Below are 17323 nucleotides of genomic sequence, written 5' to 3' on the forward strand. Positions count from 1 at the left end.
GTTGATTGAGGAACGAGCGCCAGCGAGTGTCTCGAAATCCAGCGAGCCGACCTCTGAACTGCGGAGCGTCTGTAGATCGGCCCGCGAGATTTCGAGACGGCCTGGCGGCCTCCTCAATCAACGAGAGGGGCACCAACGACGAAGCGGCCGCCGACCCGAAGGTCGACGGCCGCTCTGTACGGGCCTGCTAGGAGCGCTTGCGCTTCTCGCGCACGCGCATGCTGAGGTTGATCGGGGTTCCTTCGAAGCCCCAGATCTCGCGCAGACGACGCTGGATGTAGCGACGGTAGCCCGCGTCGAGGAATCCGGTGGTGAACACCACGAATGTCGGCGGACGGCTCGAGGCCTGGGTACCGAACAGGATGCGCGGCTGCTTGCCACCGCGAACGGGGTGCGGGTGCGCCGCAGCCAGCTCGGCGAGGAAGGCGTTGAACTTGCCGGTGGGGATGCGGGTGTCCCACGACTCGAGCGCGAGCTCGAGGGCCGGAACCAGCTTCTCCATGTGGCGACCGGTACGAGCGGAGATGTTCACGCGCGGGGCCCAGGCCACGTGGGCCAGGTCCTGCTCGATTTCACGCTCGAGGTAGCGACGACGGTCGTCATCGATCTGGTCCCACTTGTTGAACGCGAGTACGAGCGCACGGCCCGACTCGAGAACGAGGTCGATGATGCGCACGTCCTGCTCGGAGATGACCTCGGTCACGTCGATGAGCACGACGGCAACTTCGGCCTTTTCCAGCGCGGCGCTGGTGCGAAGAGATGCGTAGAAGTCGGCGCCCTGTGCGAGGTGCACGCGACGACGGATGCCGGCGGTGTCGACGAAACGCCACACCTTGCCGCCAAGTTCAACCTGCTCATCAACCGGGTCACGCGTGGTGCCGGCGAGCTCGTTGACAACAACGCGCTCTTCGCCGACGAGCTTGTTCAGCAGGCTGGACTTGCCGACGTTCGGGCGACCGAGCAGGGCGACGCGACGCGGGCCGCCGACTTCCTGCTTGGCGACGGTGGAGATCAGCGGCAGAACCAGCAGGATTGCATCCAGCAGGTCGGCAACGCCGCGGCCGTGCAGGGCAGACACCGGGTACGGCTGGCCGAGGCCAAGCGACCACAGGTTCGCCGCTTCGGGCTCCTGGCGGATGTCGTCAACCTTGTTGGCGACGAGGAAGACGGGCTTGCCACTCTTCCGCAGCATCCGCACGACTGCTTCATCGGTCGAGGTCGGGCCGACGTTGGAGTCGACGACGAACATGACGACGTCGGAGAGGTCGATAGCGATCTCGGCCTGCAGGGCGACGGATGCGTCGATGCCCTTGGCATCTGGCTCCCAGCCGCCGGTGTCGACGACGCTGAAGCGGCGCTCGTTCCACTCCCCCTTGTACGTCACGCGGTCGCGCGTCACGCCGGGGGTGTCTTCGACCACGGCTTCGCGGCGACCGAGGATACGGTTCACCAGCGCGGACTTGCCCACGTTCGGGCGTCCGACGATGGCGATGACCGGCAGGGCCGGCAGGTACTGAATGGCGTCGGGATCTTCCGTCGACAGGTCGAGTACGTCGAAGTCTTCTTCGTCGAGTTCGTAGTCGTCAAGCCCGGTACGGAGAGCTGCTGCTCGCTGTACGGCCAGGTCTTCGTCGAGGTCGGTCAGACGCGAGACCATCCCCGAATCGAGCTCGGGGATCTGGTCGTCGTCGTTGAAGGCTGAGTCTTTGGAGACTGAGTCGTTAGTCATGCGAGTTCCTCGCGGTTACGTGTGGTGATGACATCGATAACCGCGTCAACGGTCTGCTCGAAGTCGAGATGGGTGGAGTCGACGGTGGTCACACCGTCTGCGGCGCTCATGAAATCGACTACTTGAGAGTCGGCGCGATCCCTCGATCGCAGTTGCTCCGCCACGGTTTTAGCCGATTGGGTCGATATTTCTGCAGAGCGCCTAGTCATTCTAGCCTCTTCAGATGCGGTAAGCAGGATTCGCACCGGAGCCTCAGGCACAACCACCGTGGTGATGTCCCTGCCCTCGATCACAATTCCGGGCTTCGTGCTCCCCAGAGCGAGGCTGCGGAAGATTTCCGTGAGGTGGGCGCGCACCTCAGGGACACGTGCGATTGCACTAACGGATGCCGACACCCGCGGCTCCCTGATGGCCTCCGTCACGTCGGTGTCTCCCACGCGCACGAAGTACTCGTCTGGATCAGTGCCGATGGCGTAGTCGAAGTCGTCGAGCGCGGCGACGACGGCTGCGGCATCGTCGGTGTCGACGCCACGGTCAAGCATCAGCCAGGCCAAGGCCCGGTAGGCGGCACCGGTGTCGAGGTAGTCGAAGCCGAGTTTGCGAGCGGTGGCCTTGCTGACGCTGGACTTGCCGCTGCCGGCCGGACCGTCGATCGCGACGACGACGGGTGCCGTCGCATCCGTGGTATCGGAATCAATCGGCACGTGTAGTGAGTGTCTGCCCATGCGGCTAACCTGCAATCCGCCAGCCGCGTGCGACCAGCTCTTCGGTGAGGCGGGCGACCGCCTCGGGGAGTACTGAAATTTCTACCAGGCCGATCTGCGCGCCAGGCGAGTGCTCGAGACGGAGGTCTTCGAGGTTCACCCCGACTTCGCCGATCTCCTGCAGGAGTCTGGCCAACTGGCCGGGGGTGTCATCGATCATCACGGTCATCGACGCGAAGCGGCGGTCTTGGCCGTGCTTGCCGGGCAACCGGGACACACCGTCGTTGCCGCCGGCGATCTCCTCGGCGATCTTGCGCCGGGCACCGGGAGCGGTGGGGTCTTCGATGGCCGCGATGAAACGGTCGAGGTCGTCGCGGTATGCCACCAGAATGTCGCGCACGGGAGCCGCGTTGGCGCCCAGGATCTGCACCCACAGCTCAGGGTCGCTGGCCGCGATGCGCGTGACATCGCGCACACCCTGCCCTGCGAGGTTGAGCGCGGCGTGCGGGCCGTCGATCAGGCGCCGGGCCATCAGGCTCGAGATCACCTGGGGTACGTGGGAGACCAGGGCGACGCTCGCGTCGTGCTCTTCCGGCGTCATCTCAACGAGGATGGCGCCGAGGTCGAGGATCAGATCGTCGATGGCGTTGGCGCGCTGGTAGCTGATGGCGTCGTGCGCGGCGACGACCCACGGGCGGCCGACGAACAGGTCGGCGCGGCCGGAGAGCGGGCCGCCGCGTTCGCGCCCGGCCAGCGGGTGCGAACCGATGTAGCGCGACAGGTCGGCGCCGAGCGCGCGCAATTCGGCCAGGGGTGCCAGCTTGACGCTGGCGACATCCGTCACGATCGCGTCGGGGAAGGCCGCCAGCTCGGCGGCAACCACCTGGGCGGTGACATCCGGCGGCACACAGACGACGATGAGCTGCGGGGCGTCGCCATCAGCTGGCACCCGGCCGGCGCCGTAGTCGACGGCGATGCTCACGTGGGTCGGCGACGCGTCGGCCAGGATCACGTCGATGCCGCGATTGCGGAGGCCGAGGCCGATGCTGGTGCCCAGCAATCCGACGCCGACGACGCGAACCGGTCCGACCAGGCGACTCTCAACCACGTACCGGCTCCTGCCTTCTGCTTGCCAACGGTTCTTGCGTACTGCGGGGTGATGCGAGGGCTGATGCCCTACTTGGTGGTCTCTGGGTCCGCAGAGCTCGGGGTGCGCGAGACCGTGAGCAGCTGGCCGAGTTCTACCTTAGTAAGGTCGCGAACGTCGCCCACCTTGAGGGTGCCGAGGTGCAGCGGGCCGAACTGGCGGCGCACGAGGTCGACCACGGGGTGACCGACGGCATCCAGCATCCGTCGCACAATGCGGTTGCGTCCGGAGTGCAGCGTGATCTCGACCAGGCTGTAGCCGTCGCCGCCCTGGCCGGAGAGCACGCGTGCCTTGTCGGCCTTGATGGGGCCGTCTTCAAGTTCGATGCCGGCCTGCAGCTTCGCGATGGTTTGGGCGCTGACGCGACCCTCAACCTTGGCGATGTAGGTCTTCAGCACGCCGAACGACGGGTGTGCGAGCACGTGCGCGAGGTCGCCGTCGTTGGTCAGGATGAGCAGGCCGCTTGTCATGGCGTCGAGGCGGCCGACGTTGAAGAGGCGTTCCTCATACTTGTCGGTGAATTCGCGGAGGTCGGGGCGACCGCTCTCGTCCTGCATCGACGACACGACGCCGACGGGCTTGTTGAGCATGACGTAGCGGCGGGTGGTGTCCAGCTGCACGGCGATGTTGTCAACGGCGACCTGGTCGGTCTCCGGGTGAATGCGACGGCCGAGCTCAGTGACGACCTTGCCGTTCACGCGCACACGGCCGGCCGTGATCAGGTCTTCTGACACGCGACGCGAGGCAACACCGGCGGATGCCATGACCTTCTGCAGGCGCACGCCGTCTTCGGCGGCTTCCGGGTTCGTCGGTCCGTAGCCGTCGCCTGCGGCGTTGCTGGTGTTGTCTGTCATTTCATATCCTCAAATCCGTCTGCACCGTCCGAGAGGAGCGGCGAAATAGGGGGCAGCTCGTCGAGCGAGTTGATCCCGAGCTGCGTGAGCAGCAAGTCTGTGGTGGCGTAATTGATCGCACCGGTCTCACTATCGGTGAATGCTTCGGTGATCAATCCGCGGCCGAGTAGGGTCCGCACGACCGAGTCGACGTTAACTGCACGAATCGACGCTACCGCGCCCCGGCTGATGGGTTGCTTATAGGCGATCACCGCAAGAGTCTCCAGCGCCGCCTGTGACAGCTTGCTCGGGTTCTGCGTGAGCACGAAATCGGTGACGACAGTGTCGTACTCCGGCCGCACGTAGATGCGCCAGCCGCCGGCGACCTCGCGCAGTTCGAAACCGCGGCGCACCGTCGGCACGCCGTCGGTCACGCTCAGGCCGTCGAAGTCGGCGGCAATGCGCCCGATGGCCGCCCGCACCGCTTTCAACGGCTGGTCGAGTGCCGTCGCCAGGTGTATGAGGCTCTGCGGCTCGTCGGCCACCATCAGGATCGCTTCGAGCTGGCGCTCGAGGTCGAGGTCGAGGGCGGAGCGGTCTGGAGTCGAGGAATCTGGCGTGGCGGCATCCGCTGCGGTGTGGTCAGTCAGTGACGTGTCAGTTGTCATAGTCGGCTCCGAGATTGGATAGGTCTTCGTCTGACCAGGATTCAGCGCTCCAGCGCAGGGTGAGCTCGCCGAGCGGCTCGAGCTGTTCGAACGAGATGGCTGAGCGGCGGTAGAGCTCGAGCACGGCCAGGAACCGGGCGATCACGACGCCTTTCTCCTCGATGCCTGCGATGAGGCGGCGGAATGAGATCGGCTCGCCTGAGCGCAGGATCGCCACGACGTGCGCGGCCTGCTCACGGATGCTCACCAGCGGCGCATGCAGGTGGTCGAGGCCAACGGTGGGGATCTCCCGCGGTGTCATAGCGATCGTGGCGAGCACGGCGAAGTCGGCAGCCGAGAGCGTCCAGACGAGTTCGGGCGTCTGCTGGCGGAACTTCTCTTCGAGGCGCACAGAGCGCACGTGCCTCGCCGACTCGGTTTCCAGACGTTCGACGAACCAGGCGGATGCCAGTTTGAAGGCCCGATACTGCAACAGTCGGGCGAACAGCAGGTCGCGGGCTTCGAGCAGCGCAACGTCTTCGGCGTCGACGAGCTCGCCCTGCGGCAGCAGGCCGGCGACCTTCAGGTCGAGCAGGGTGGCGGCGATGACGAGGAATTCGGTGGCCTGGTCGAGCTCTTTCTCCGAGTCGAGGCCGCGCAGGTAGGAGATGAACTCGTCGGTCACCGTGCTGAGCGAGACCTCGGTGATGTCGAGCTCATGCTTGCCGATGAGCGACAGCAGGAGGTCGAACGGTCCCTCGAAGTTGCTGAGCGCGACCGAGAATGTGGTGGGTGCCGTGTTTTCCGGCTGATCACTCGCGTGATCAGTGAGCTGGTCGAACTCGCCGGCCGCGCTAGGCGACTGCGCCACGGGCGATCAGTTCCCGCGCCATCTGCCGGTAAGCCTTGGCCGCGGCGTGCTCTGGCGCGAATTCGGTGATCGGAACGCCGACGACACTGGCATCCGGGAACTTCACGGTGCGGCCGATGACCGTCTCGAGCACGCTGTCGCCGAAGGCATCGACGACGCGCTCCAGCACCTCACGGGAGTGCAGGGTGCGCGAGTCGTACATGGTGGCCAGGATTCCGTCGAGCTCGATGGCGGGGTTCAGGCGGTCCCGAACCTTGTCGATGGTCTCGATGAGCAGTGCGACGCCGCGCAGCGCGAAGAACTCGCACTCCAGTGGGATGAGCACGCCGTGGCTGGCGGTCAGCGCGTTGACGGTGAGGATGCCGAGCGACGGCTGGCAGTCGATGAGGATGACGTCGTAATCTGCCGACACCTTGCGCAGCACGCGCGAGAGGATCTGCTCACGGGCGACCTCGTTGACGAGGTGCACTTCAGCGGCGGACAGGTCGATGTTGGCCGGGATCAGGTCGAGGCCCTCAACACTGGTGTGCTGGATGGCTTCGTGCGGGTCCTTCGATCCGCTCAGCAGCAGGTCGTAAATGGTGGTGACGTCGTGCGTCGGCACCCCAAGGCCTGCGGAGAGTGCGCCCTGCGGGTCGAAGTCGATGACGAGCACGCGGCGGCCGTATCCGGCCAGCGCTGCACCGAAGTTGATGGTGGTGGTGGTCTTGCCGACGCCACCCTTCTGGTTGCAGAGGGAGATGATGCGGGCGGGACCGTGGCTGTTGAGTGGAGCGGGGACCGCGAAATCCTGAACTGGTCGCCCGGTGGGACCGACAATTACGTCGTCGAAACCGGGGAGTAGGTCACCCTGCTTTTTCGCCACTGAGATGTCCTCATTCCGTCCTGCGCCCATCACTTCGTTGAGTCTAGCGAGCCTGCGGCCCCTGATCGGTGCGCATCGCCGCAGCGGCGCCGATCTAACTCCCCTCCCCGGTGGTCGAGGAGGCCGGCATCCGGTGGTCGAGGAGGCCGGCCACGGCCGTCTCGAGACCTCCCCCGGCCGTCGCGCGGGTCGTGCGCAGCGTCGCGGGTGTTGCAACATGCGCGTCGCTGCGTTCACACCGCGTGGCTCGCTCCCCCGGTGGTCGAGGAGGCCGGTCACGGCCGTCTCGAGACCTCCCTGGCGCTCCACTCATCCAGCGGATGGGTTTCGAGACGCGTCCTCGTTCCTCGGGCGCTCCTCAACCTACGGGGCAGGTGGGTGGGTGCGCGAGCGCTAGGCGCGGGCGCGCGGATGCGCCGTCGTGTACATGTCGCGCAGGGTGTCTGCGGTCACCAGGGTGTAGATCTGCGTGGTCGCCACCGACGAGTGGCCGAGGAGTTCCTGCACCACGCGCACATCCGCTCCCCCGGCCAGCAGGTGCGTGGCGAACGAGTGCCGCAGCGTGTGCGGTGACACCTCGATGTCGAGCGCTGCCCGTTCTGCGGCGGCCTTGATGATCAGCCAGGCGTTCTGCCGGCTCACCCGCTGGCCGCGCAGCCCGAGGAAGAGGGCCGGCGTTGACTTGCCCCGCACGGAGAACAGCGGCCGTGCCCGCACGAGGTACGCGTCGATTGCCGTCTGGGCGAAGCTGCCGACCGGCACGATCCGCTGCTTGTCGCCCTTACCGGTCAGTCGCACCACGTCGCCGTCGATCACATCGTCGACGTTGAGGTTCACGACCTCAGACACCCGGGCGCCCGTCGCATAGAGCAGCTCGAGCAGCGCCTTGTCGCGCAGTTGCTGCGGATCGTCGCCGTCCGTTGCCGCGAGCAGCCGCCCGACCTGTTCGATGCTGATCGCCTTGGGGAGGCGGGACGCGAGCTTGGGGGGTCGAGTGTCGCGGGCGACATCCGTTTCAACCACGCCCTCGTCGAGCAGGAAACGGTGCAGGCCACGCACCGTCGAGAGCACGCGGGCGATAGACGACGCCGTCAGCGGCGACTCCTCGCGGGTGCCGAGGTAGCGCACGAACTCCGACACGTCGTTCGACGAGATCTCTGCTGGGTTGTCGCACTCACGGTCGGCGAGCCACCCCGCGTAGATCACCAGGTCGCGGCGATACGCGGCGACCGTATTCTTCGACAGTCCGCGCTCCACCGAGACGTGCCGCAGATACAGATCCACGGCCGCCTCGATGATCATGAGCGGTCGGCTGAATCGGGTGTGGCCCAGTGCGACGGATGCCGCGGCCACGGCTCATCCGCCGGCGCCAGCGTCGACCAGCCGCGCGACCTTGAGGCCTGGGCGGCCAGCACCGACAGCACGAGCGACGGGTTCTGCACCCGACGCGCGAGCACGGCGTCGACGCACTCGTCGAGGGGAACCCAGCGCAGCTGGATATCCGCTTCCTCTTCTGTACGGTCAAACGCCTCTGCGGTGGCACTCAGGCCGCGCGCGAGGTAAATACGGATCGCTTCGGTGCTGCCCCCAGGCGACGTGTAGAACTCGGTGAGCACGTTCCACTCCGTGGCAACGAGGTCGGCCTCTTCGGCAAGCTCGCGCTTGGCCGCAACCAGCGGATGCTCGTCGGCGAGATCCAGCAGACCGGCCGGGATCTCCCACTCGCGAGCACGCACCGGATGCCGGTACTGGTTGATCAGCAGGGCGCGATCGTTCTCGTCGATGGCCAGGACAGCAACCGCGCCGGTGTGATCGACGTACTCGCGCACAATCGGTTCACCGTTGTAGTCGAAGGTGTCGGTGCGGACGTCCCACACCTTTCCTTTGAAGGTGATCGAGCTGGCAGACACGTGCGCGAACGCGGGCGTGTCTGCCAGAAGCTCGGAGCCGGAGCCGGCCGACGCGAAGTCGGCCGGTGTCGGGAGGTTAGGCATCCGCCTTGACTTCGAACAGGCGGCTGGCCTGCTGGCGGTCAAGAGCCGCGCCGATCAGGCCGCGGAACAGCGGGTTGGCGTCGTTCGGGCGTGAGCGCAGTTCGGGGTGCGCCTGCGTTCCGACGTAGAACGGGTGCTGGTCGCGCGTCAGTTCGACGTACTCGACGAGGGCGCCGTCTGGCGAGGTTCCGGAGAACCACAGACCGGCTTCGGCGATCTGGTCGCGGTAGCGGTTGTTGACCTCGTAGCGGTGACGGTGACGCTCAGACGCCTCAGTGGCGCCGTAGATCTCCGACACCAGCGAACCTGGGGCGAGGGCGGCCGGGTAGAGGCCGAGGCGCATGGTGCCGCCCAGGTCGCCGCCGGCGATGATCTCGACCTGCTCTTCCATCGTCGCGATGACGGGGAACTCGGTGTCTTCGTCGAACTCGCTCGAAGATGCCCCGGGCAGTCCAGCCTTGTTGCGGGCGTACTCGATGACCATGCACTGCAGGCCGAGGCACAGGCCGAGCGTCGGGATGCCGTTTTCACGGGCGAACCGCAGGGCGCCGAGCTTGCCTTCGATGCCGCGCACGCCGAATCCGCCTGGGACGCAGATGCCGTCGAGCTCGGCGAGCATGCGTGCAGCGCCTTCTTCGGTTTCGCACTCGTCGGAGGGGATCCAGTGGATCTTGACCTTGCTCTGGTGGGCGAACCCACCGGCGCGCAGCGCTTCGGTGACCGACAGGTAGGCGTCTGGCAGGTCGATGTACTTGCCGACGAGGCCGATGTTCACCTCGAACTTGGGATCGTGCACGGCGTCGAGCACCGGCTGCCAGCCGGCCCAGTCCACGTCGTCAGCGAGCAGCCCGAGGGTTTCGATGATGTAGGCGTCGAGACCCTGCTCGTGCAGTGTCGTCGGGATGTCGTAGATCGACGGCAGGTCGACACAGTTGACGACGGCGGATTCTTCGACGTCGCACATCAGCGCGATCTTGCGCTTGTTCGACTCGGAGACCGGGCGGTCGCTGCGGAGCACGAGCGCGTCTGGCTGGATACCGAGCGAGCGGAGGGCAGCGACAGAGTGCTGCGTCGGCTTGGTCTTCTGCTCACCGGATGCGTTCATGAACGGCACCAGGGACACGTGTACGAAGAACACGTTCTTGCGTCCGAGCTCGTGGCGCACCTGACGGGCTGCTTCGATGAACGGCTGCGATTCGATGTCACCAACGGTGCCACCGACCTCGGTGATGATGACGTCTGGGCGCGGTTCGTCGCTGGCCTGCAGGCGCATGCGGCGCTTGATCTCGTCGGTGATGTGCGGGATGACCTGCACGGTGTCACCGAGGTATTCGCCGCGACGTTCCTTGGCGATGACCTGCGAGTAGATCTGGCCGGTCGTGACGTTGGCCGCCTGGTTGAGGTTGATGTTGAGGAAACGCTCGTAGTGGCCGATGTCGAGGTCGGTCTCCGCGCCGTCGTCCGTCACAAAGACTTCACCGTGCTGGAACGGGTTCATCGTTCCAGGGTCGACGTTCAGATAGGGATCGAGCTTCTGCATGACAACGCGCAGTCCGCGTGCCGTGAGGAGATTGCCGAGGCTTGCCGCCGTCAGGCCTTTGCCCAATGAAGAAACGACACCACCGGTCACGAAAATGTGCTTGGTAATGCCGTCTGAGTTGTCCGCGTTAGAAATGTTCACCACGGGCTTCAATCCTATCAGTTCGTGTGGGCAAGGGAGATCAGTTCGCGAGCATGTTCGAGCCCACTCGCCGAATCGGGAAGCCCCGAAAGCAGCCGTGCCATCTCTGCAGCCCGCTCGTCACCATGCAATTGGCGGACACTGCTGGCGGTGACGGCTCCGTCGCTGTCTTTCACCACGCTCAGGTGATTGCCAGCGAATGCCGCGACCTGGGCGAGGTGGGTGACCACGATGACCTGGGCCGTTTCGGCCAGCTTCGCCAGGCGTCGCCCGATCTCGATGGCTGCAGCCCCGCCGACTCCGGCATCCACTTCGTCGAAGACGAATGTCGGAACAGGATCTGTCGCGTTGATGACCACTTCGATCGCCAGCATGACCCTGGAGAGTTCACCACCCGATGCCCCGCGCGCCAGGGGACGCGGCTCTGCACCAGCGTGTGGCTGCAGCAGGATCTTGACGCTGTCGCGCCCGGTTGCCGTGAATTCGTCGAGCCGGTCGACCAGCACGACGATGGAGGCATCCGGCATGGCCAGCGCCGCCAGTTCCGTCGTCACAGCGGAGGCCAGCGCGGTGGCTGCGGCTTCACGGAACGCGGTGATCTGGTCGGCGAGTCCGTCGACGATCAAGAAATCGGATGCCGTCTGCTCTGTCAGCTGGTCGATGCGGTCTGAGTCGCCGTCCAGTTCAACGAGGCGCGCACTGCCGGTGTCGAGGAACTCGATGGCTTCGTCGAGCCCGCCGGCGAACTTGCGGGCCAGCGCGGTGAGGTCGGCGCGACGTTCCTGCACGATCTCGAGTTCTCGAGAGCCGTCGGCGTCGAGGCCGGCCAGGTAGCTGGAGAGCTGCGCGGCGATGTCGGCCACGAGGAAGCCGGCGTTGGCGATGGCCTCGACGATGGGCGGCAGCTCACTGTCGTGGCTGGCCGCGCGTTCGAGTTGGCGACGGGCGGTGTCGAGCAGCGCGACGGCATCCGGCGCGTCGTCTGGATTCTCCTCAGCGGAGAGCAGTTCCCTGGACTGGGCAGCGGCGACGCGCAGCTCTTCGAGGTTGCCGAGCCGCTCTGCACGCTCGGCGAGTTCGGTTTCCTCGCCGGACTGCGGCGCGATGGTCTCCACCTCTGCGATGGCGACGCGCAGCTGTTCGGCCTCGGCGGCCCGCTGGTCGCGCTCGAGGATGAGACGTTCGAGCTCGTTCTGGTTGGCGAGCCAGCGCGTGTGGGCGTGGTGGTAGTCGGTGAGCGCTGCGGCGAGGTCTGGGCCGGCGAACCGGTCGAGGGCGTCGCGTTGCGCGGTCTGGGAGCGCAGTCGAATCTGGTCTGACTGCCCGTGCACGACGACGAGTTCGCCGCCGAGGTCGCTGAGCACGCTGGCCGGGGCACTGCGTCCGCCGACCACGGCGCGGCTGCGACCCTCAAGCGAAACGGATCGCCCCAGGATGAGCTCAGGGCCGTCGAGGTCTCCCCCGGCGTCGCGGACACGCTCCGCGACGGGACCGTTCGGATCGACGATCCAGCGGCCCTCCACCCAGCTCTGCGCTTGTCCCTGGCGCACGCGCCCGGCATCCGCTCTCTCGCCGAGCAGCAGCCCGAGCGCGGTGACGACCATGGTCTTCCCAGCGCCGGTTTCGCCCGTGACAGCGGTGAAGCCAGGGCCAAGCGGCAGGGTCGCTTCGGCAATGACGCCGAGGTCCCTGATGGTGAGTTCCTCAATCACGCGATCTCACTCATCTCGCTCACGGCCAACAGGCCCCCTCCAGCCGGTGACCGGCAGATTGAATTTATTGACCAAACGGTCGGTGAACGGGCCGCTGTGCAAGCGCGCCAGCCGCACCGGAATCGGTGAGCGGCGAACAATCACGCGCGCGCCCTTCGGCAACTCATACGGGCGGCGGCCGTCAGCCCACAGGATCGCTGTCCCGTCATTGCGGCCCAGCACTTCGACGGCCAGCGACGACTCAGGGCCGACGACGAGCGGCCGGGCGAACAGCGCGTGGGCGCTGAGCGGCACGAGCAGCATGGCGTCAAGGCTCGGCCAGACCACGGGTCCGCCTGCCGAGAAGGAGTACGCGGTGGAACCCGTCGGCGTCGACATGACGACCCCGTCGCAGCCGAAGGACGACAGCGGGCGTCCGTCGACCTCGATGACGACTTCGAGCATCCGCTCTCTGCTGGCCTTCTCGACGGTGGCCTCGTTCAGGGCCCAGGTTTCGTAGACGACTTCGCTGTCGATCTTGACCCGCACCGAAATGGTCATGCGCTCTTCGACGAGGTAGTCGCGGGCGAGCACCCGGCGAACGGCGTCACCGAGGTCGTCGCGTTCGCTCTCTGCGAGGAAGCCGACGTGGCCGAGGTTGACGCCGAGCAGCGGAACGCTGGAGCCGCGCACCATTTCTGCGGCGCGCAGGATGGTGCCGTCTCCCCCGAGCACGATGGCCAGTTCGAGGTCGGTCACGGCGATTCCCGGCTGGGCGCTCGTGCCGAACGTCGCCAGGGAGTCGGCGAGGCTCGGGGTCGAGCGCAGCAGGTCTTCGCGCTCGTCGGCGGCCAGCACAGGCATGGCTCCGGCGGCGACAAGCTGCTCGCACACGGTGACGGCTGCCTCAAGGGAATCAGCCCTGCCGGTGTGCGCGACAACAAGAATCATGCGTGGCGCTGCTGTCATCTCGTCACGCTCCTACAAGTGCGGTTATGCGGTCAAGCCATTCTGTCGGATTGCTGCCCGCTGTGCTGGACAACCAGCACAGATATTCGTGGTTTCCTGCTCCCCCGGCGATCGGCGACTCAATCAGCCCGTTGGTGCGGAGCCCGAGGTCCCATGCTGCCCACAACACGTTCGCGATCGCCTCTGAGCGGAGCGCTGGGTTGTGCACGATTCCTTCTCGAATGCTCTCCTTGCCCACCTCGAATTGCGGCTTGATGAGCAACACGAAGTCGGCGCCCTCTGCAGCGGTGGCCACGAGGGCCGGGAGCACGGTGGTCAGTGAAATGAACGACAGGTCGCCGACGACGAGGTCTGGCCGTGTGGTGACACCGGATGCCCCCGCAATGGTTTCAGGGGTCGCATACCGCAGGTTGAATCCCTCGACGAGAATCAGCCGCGGTTCGATCGCGAGAGTGGGAGACAGCTGGCCGTGTCCGACGTCGACGGCGATCACCGTCGCCGCATCGCGTTCGAGCAGCACCTGGCTGAAGCCGCCTGTTGAGGCGCCGGCGTCGAGCACCGTGCGCCCGGCGACGGGCACCTCGAATGCGTCGAGGGCGGCGATCAGCTTGTGCGCGCCGCGGCTCACGTAGTGGTCGGTCGCCGCGACGTGCAGCAGCTGCCCGTCCTTCACGGGGAAGGAGGCCTTGACGACCGGATTGCCGTCAACGGTCACCAGGCCATCGGCGATCAGCTTGGCGGCGACGGTGCGCGACCTGGCAAGACCGCTGCTTGCCAGCGCCGCGTCGAGACGCTGGGTAGCGGGACGCGCCGGAGCGGCATCCTGAATATCAGAGTCGGCGGGGGTTGAACTGTCGGGCGTGTTGCCGTTGGGCGTACGTGGCACGTCACTCATGCCGTGGCCGACCGTGGCACGTCAGAACCTTCGAGCGCGCCCTGAAGCTGATCGTGCAGCTGCGCGTAGGCGGCCGCACGGGTTTCGAGCGGCTGGGCCTCGATGGCGGCTAGCTGGGCTGTTGTCGGTTCTGTCGCGACATCGGTGGAAGCATCTGTGGAAGTCACAGGCCTAGGTTACCGCCAGAGGCTGAGTCGTTCGGGTACGTTCAGCCCGTAGATCGGTCGACCGGATGCCCAAATCACCGCACACGCAGCGCGCAGCAGGTTGATTCCACCGTCGCCCTCCGCCACGATCTCAACGTCGTTCCCCGAGATCGCCACGCGCGCACCGGCCACGGTGGCCGACGACTTGTCCTTGGAGAAAACGGTCTCCGGGTACGGTTCGTGCAGCTCACGGAGATCGGACAGGATGAACGTCGGCCGTGACTTCGCATCGGCGGCCAGCGTGTGCTTGGCCTTGTCGATGCCGGTCAACACGAGCACAGACGGGATCCCGGCGCGGTTGGCGCCGAGGATGTCGGTGTCGAGCCGGTCGCCGATGAACAGCGGGTTCGTCGTATCGAAGCGCTTGATGGCCTCTTCGAAAATGGCGACCTCCGGCTTGCCTGCCACGATGGGCAGGCGTCCGACGGCCGTGTGCACAGCGGACACGAGCGTGCCGTTGCCGGGGGCAATGCCCCTGGCCACCGGAATCGTCCAGTCGGTGTTGGTGGCAATCCACGGAATGCCGCCGCCCTCGACCTCGCTGTGCAGCGCGAACGATGCTTCAGCGAGCTGGGCCCAGCCGATGTCGGGCGAGAAGCCCTGAATGACGGCGGCCGGCTTATCGTCGGCGGAGCGCGTGACGGTGAAACCCGCCTTCTCCACCTCGACGACGAGGCCTTCGCCGCCGACGACCAGGATCGTTGACCCGGCCGGCGCCTGCTCAGCGAGCAGGCGCACGGCGGCCTGCGGTGAGGTCACCACGTCCCGAGCTGCGACCTTCAGGCCGAGCTCGGTGAGGTGATCAGCCACTGACTGGTCGGTACGCGATGCGTTGTTGGTGATGTACCCAACTCGGATACTCTCCGCGGCACGATTCAGGCTCTCTACGGCGAACGGGATGGCCGCGGGACCCGCGTACACCACACCATCCAGGTCGGCCAGAACCGTATCGATGCCGTCAAGCGGCGTCCGCGTGCTAATTTTCCGGCCCAGCCTGAGCATCCCGCTCCTCATCGCCTTCGTCGGTCTCGTCGGCAGCGTCGGCGGAATCCGTCGAAACCTCGTCGGCGGCCTCGGCCACGTCGTCAGCCTCGTCAGCCTCGTCATCCGATGCGTCGTCGCTCAGCACGACTGCCACGTCGTCGTCGCCATCTTCTTCGTCGATTTCGACGATCTCGATGGTCTCGTCGTCATCCATGTGGGACAGGGCGGCGTCAGCGCGAGCGGCAAGCTGGTGCCACTTCTCTGCTTCGTCGGTGCGGCCGAGTTCTTCAAGCACCTCGGCGTACGCCAGGAACAGCTCGGGGCTGTACGAGAACGCCTTGCTGGCGTCGAGCTGCGGAATCTCCAGCTCGAGCAGCGCGGCCTCTGGCTGGTTCAGGTCGAGGCGGGCACCAGACATGGCGATCGCCAGCGACACCTGAACGGCGGCGGGCAGGGTGGAGCGTTCGACCGAGCGGCCGAGCTCGAGGGCGCGGTCCGGACGTCCGACGCCACGTTCGCTGTCCACCATCAGCGCAAGCTGGTCGTTGGAACCAGAGATGCGGCGGTAGGTGCGCAGCTCGCGCAGCGCGAGGGCGAAGTCGCCCACGGAGTACGCGGTGATCGCGAGGCTTTCACGCACGACGGCGATACGACCGGCACGACGGGCAGCGGATGTCGCGTGCTTGTGTGCTTCCTCTGGGTCGGTCTCAATCAGGCGGGCGGCCATGGCCAGGTGCTTCGCCACGAACTCGGCGTTGTCCTTGGTGAGGGTCTTCAGCTCGTTGCGGGCGATGCGGTCGAGGTCCTTGTCGGACACGTCGTCGGGAAGCTCAGGGTCGTCGTGACGTGAGCGAACCGGGCGCAGCTCGTGCTGCATCCGCTGCTCGTCGGTCATTTCTTCCTGGTACTGGGCCTCACGAGCTTCACGGTCGTTACGGGCCGGAGCGCCGTCGCGGGTCCAGAGCTTCTGCTCGCCGTCGCGGGGAGCTGAGTCACGGCGCGGACGGTCTGACCGCACGTTCTCCTTGTCCCAGGGCTTGCGGGCACCATCACGGCTCGGGCGATCTACGCCGCCACGGTACGAGGAGTGTTCCTTACGGTCGCCGTCCTTGTCCCAGGGCTTACGCTCGCCATCGCGAGGTGCGCCGGAGCGAGGTGCGCTCGAGCGGTCGGAGTTGCCCCGGTACGGAGCGCGTTCGCCATCCTTGGCCCACGGCTTGCGCTCACCGTCACGAGGCGCGCTCGAGCGGTCTGAGCTGCCACGGTAGGGAGGACGCTCGCCATCACGGGCCGGACGATCGGAGTTGCCACGGTATGGAGCGCGTTCGCCATCCTTGGCCCACGGCTTGCGCTCACCATCACGAGGAGCGCTCGTGCGGTCTGAGTTGCCACGGTAGGGAGCGCGTTCGCCATCCTTCGCCCATGGCTTGCGCTCACCGTCACGAGGCGCGCTGGAACGAGGAGCACTCGATCGGTCAGAGGTACCGCGGTACGGAGGACGCTCGCCATCACGGGCCGGGCGATCGGAGTTGCCACGGTACGGGGCACGCTCACCATCACGGGTCGGACGATCAGAGTTGCCACGGTACGGGGCGCGTTCGCCGTCCTTGGCCCACGGCTTACGCTCACCGTCACGAGGCGCGCTCGTGCGGTCAGAGTTGCCACGGTAGGGAGGACGTTCACCATCACGGGCCGGACGGTCAGAGTTGCCACGGTACGGGGCACGCTCGCCATCGCGCGGGGCGCCGGAGCGGGGTGCGCTTGATGAGCGGTCGGAGTTGCCACGGTAGGGAGCACGCTCACCATCACGGGCCGGGCGATCGGAGTTACCGCGGTACGGAGCACCGCCTGAGCGACCTGCGCCGCCCTGTGCGCCCCTCGAACGGTCGTCACGGCCTGCGCCGGACGAGCGTTCATCCCGGCTGCCGCCGCGTGGGTCGTTGCCGTTGGATCCTGAAGGGCTCACTGTATCTCCTGTGTAATTTGTGGTGCCGTACTGTGTTGCTCTTCTAGCGTACGGCTTAACGCAAAATGGCCACCCGTAGGGTGGCCATTTCACATTTTTCTAAGTTAAGTCCGGCGGTGTCCTACTCTCCCACAGGGTCTC

The 17323-nt window shown here is 66.3% G+C and carries 16 protein-coding genes; all 16 read right to left on the bottom strand.

What is annotated here, in order from left to right; genetic code table 11:
* Nucleotides 1-187: 187 nt before the first annotated feature.
* Nucleotides 188-1657, bottom strand: a complete 1470-nt coding sequence (der, locus tag AC25Z0_RS17170; protein ID WP_488133992.1) for a ribosome biogenesis GTPase Der — start codon at nucleotides 1655-1657, stop codon at nucleotides 188-190.
* A gap of 68 nt (nucleotides 1658-1725) precedes the next feature.
* Entirely contained in the window at nucleotides 1726-2433 is a 708-nt protein-coding gene (cmk, locus tag AC25Z0_RS17175) for a (d)CMP kinase (RefSeq protein WP_488133980.1), read from the bottom strand.
* A gap of 25 nt (nucleotides 2434-2458) precedes the next feature.
* Nucleotides 2459-3541: a prephenate dehydrogenase gene (locus AC25Z0_RS17180; protein WP_488133981.1), complete on the bottom strand. Its 1083-nt coding sequence runs from the start codon at nucleotides 3539-3541 to the stop codon at nucleotides 2459-2461.
* Between the two features lie 68 nt (nucleotides 3542-3609).
* The gene (locus AC25Z0_RS17185; protein WP_488133982.1) at nucleotides 3610-4434 is read right to left on the bottom strand and encodes a pseudouridine synthase; all 825 of its coding nucleotides are present in this window, start codon (nucleotides 4432-4434) and stop codon (nucleotides 3610-3612) included.
* On the bottom strand, nucleotides 4431-5081 hold the full coding sequence (gene scpB / locus AC25Z0_RS17190; protein WP_488133983.1) for an SMC-Scp complex subunit ScpB: 651 nt from the start codon (nucleotides 5079-5081) through the stop codon (nucleotides 4431-4433). The genes AC25Z0_RS17185 and scpB overlap by 4 nt, the downstream gene beginning before the upstream one ends.
* Nucleotides 5071-5931 (bottom strand): segregation and condensation protein A, encoded by an 861-nt coding sequence (locus tag AC25Z0_RS17195; RefSeq protein WP_488133984.1) that lies wholly within the window; start codon nucleotides 5929-5931, stop codon nucleotides 5071-5073. The genes scpB and AC25Z0_RS17195 overlap by 11 nt, the downstream gene beginning before the upstream one ends.
* A complete protein-coding gene (locus tag AC25Z0_RS17200) occupies nucleotides 5915-6826 on the bottom strand; it encodes a ParA family protein (RefSeq protein WP_488133993.1) in 912 nt (303 codons plus the stop codon). Before AC25Z0_RS17200 ends, AC25Z0_RS17195 begins: the two co-directional genes overlap by 17 nt.
* A 363-nt stretch (nucleotides 6827-7189) precedes the next feature.
* A complete protein-coding gene (gene xerD / locus AC25Z0_RS17205; protein WP_488133994.1) occupies nucleotides 7190-8098 on the bottom strand; it encodes a site-specific tyrosine recombinase XerD in 909 nt (302 codons plus the stop codon).
* The gene (locus tag AC25Z0_RS17210) at nucleotides 8095-8790 is read right to left on the bottom strand and encodes an NUDIX domain-containing protein (protein WP_488133985.1); all 696 of its coding nucleotides are present in this window, start codon (nucleotides 8788-8790) and stop codon (nucleotides 8095-8097) included. The genes xerD and AC25Z0_RS17210 overlap by 4 nt, the downstream gene beginning before the upstream one ends.
* Nucleotides 8783-10471: a CTP synthase gene (gene pyrG / locus AC25Z0_RS17215; protein WP_488121469.1), complete on the bottom strand. Its 1689-nt coding sequence runs from the start codon at nucleotides 10469-10471 to the stop codon at nucleotides 8783-8785. Before pyrG ends, AC25Z0_RS17210 begins: the two co-directional genes overlap by 8 nt.
* A gap of 17 nt (nucleotides 10472-10488) precedes the next feature.
* A complete protein-coding gene (gene recN, locus AC25Z0_RS17220; protein WP_488133986.1) occupies nucleotides 10489-12183 on the bottom strand; it encodes a DNA repair protein RecN in 1695 nt (564 codons plus the stop codon).
* A 6-nt stretch (nucleotides 12184-12189) separates the two neighbouring features.
* Nucleotides 12190-13131 carry an NAD kinase gene (locus tag AC25Z0_RS17225; RefSeq protein ID WP_488133987.1) on the bottom strand — a complete coding sequence of 314 codons (942 nt, stop codon included), beginning with the start codon at nucleotides 13129-13131 and terminating at the stop codon, nucleotides 12190-12192.
* Between the two features lie 4 nt (nucleotides 13132-13135).
* Nucleotides 13136-14026, bottom strand: coding sequence for a TlyA family RNA methyltransferase (locus tag AC25Z0_RS17230; RefSeq protein ID WP_488133988.1), 891 nt, complete (start codon nucleotides 14024-14026; stop codon nucleotides 13136-13138).
* Complete coding sequence (locus tag AC25Z0_RS17235) at nucleotides 14023-14193, bottom strand: hypothetical protein (RefSeq protein WP_488133989.1); 171 nt, start codon at nucleotides 14191-14193, stop codon at nucleotides 14023-14025. Before AC25Z0_RS17235 ends, AC25Z0_RS17230 begins: the two co-directional genes overlap by 4 nt.
* A 9-nt stretch (nucleotides 14194-14202) precedes the next feature.
* Nucleotides 14203-15234, bottom strand: a complete 1032-nt coding sequence (locus AC25Z0_RS17240) for an HAD-IIA family hydrolase (RefSeq protein WP_488133990.1) — start codon at nucleotides 15232-15234, stop codon at nucleotides 14203-14205.
* Nucleotides 15209-17182 carry a tetratricopeptide repeat protein gene (locus AC25Z0_RS17245; RefSeq protein WP_488133991.1) on the bottom strand — a complete coding sequence of 658 codons (1974 nt, stop codon included), beginning with the start codon at nucleotides 17180-17182 and terminating at the stop codon, nucleotides 15209-15211. The genes AC25Z0_RS17240 and AC25Z0_RS17245 overlap by 26 nt, the downstream gene beginning before the upstream one ends.
* Nucleotides 17183-17323 lie beyond the last annotated feature (141 nt).

The organism is Leifsonia sp. Y862 (genome assembly GCF_057669585.1).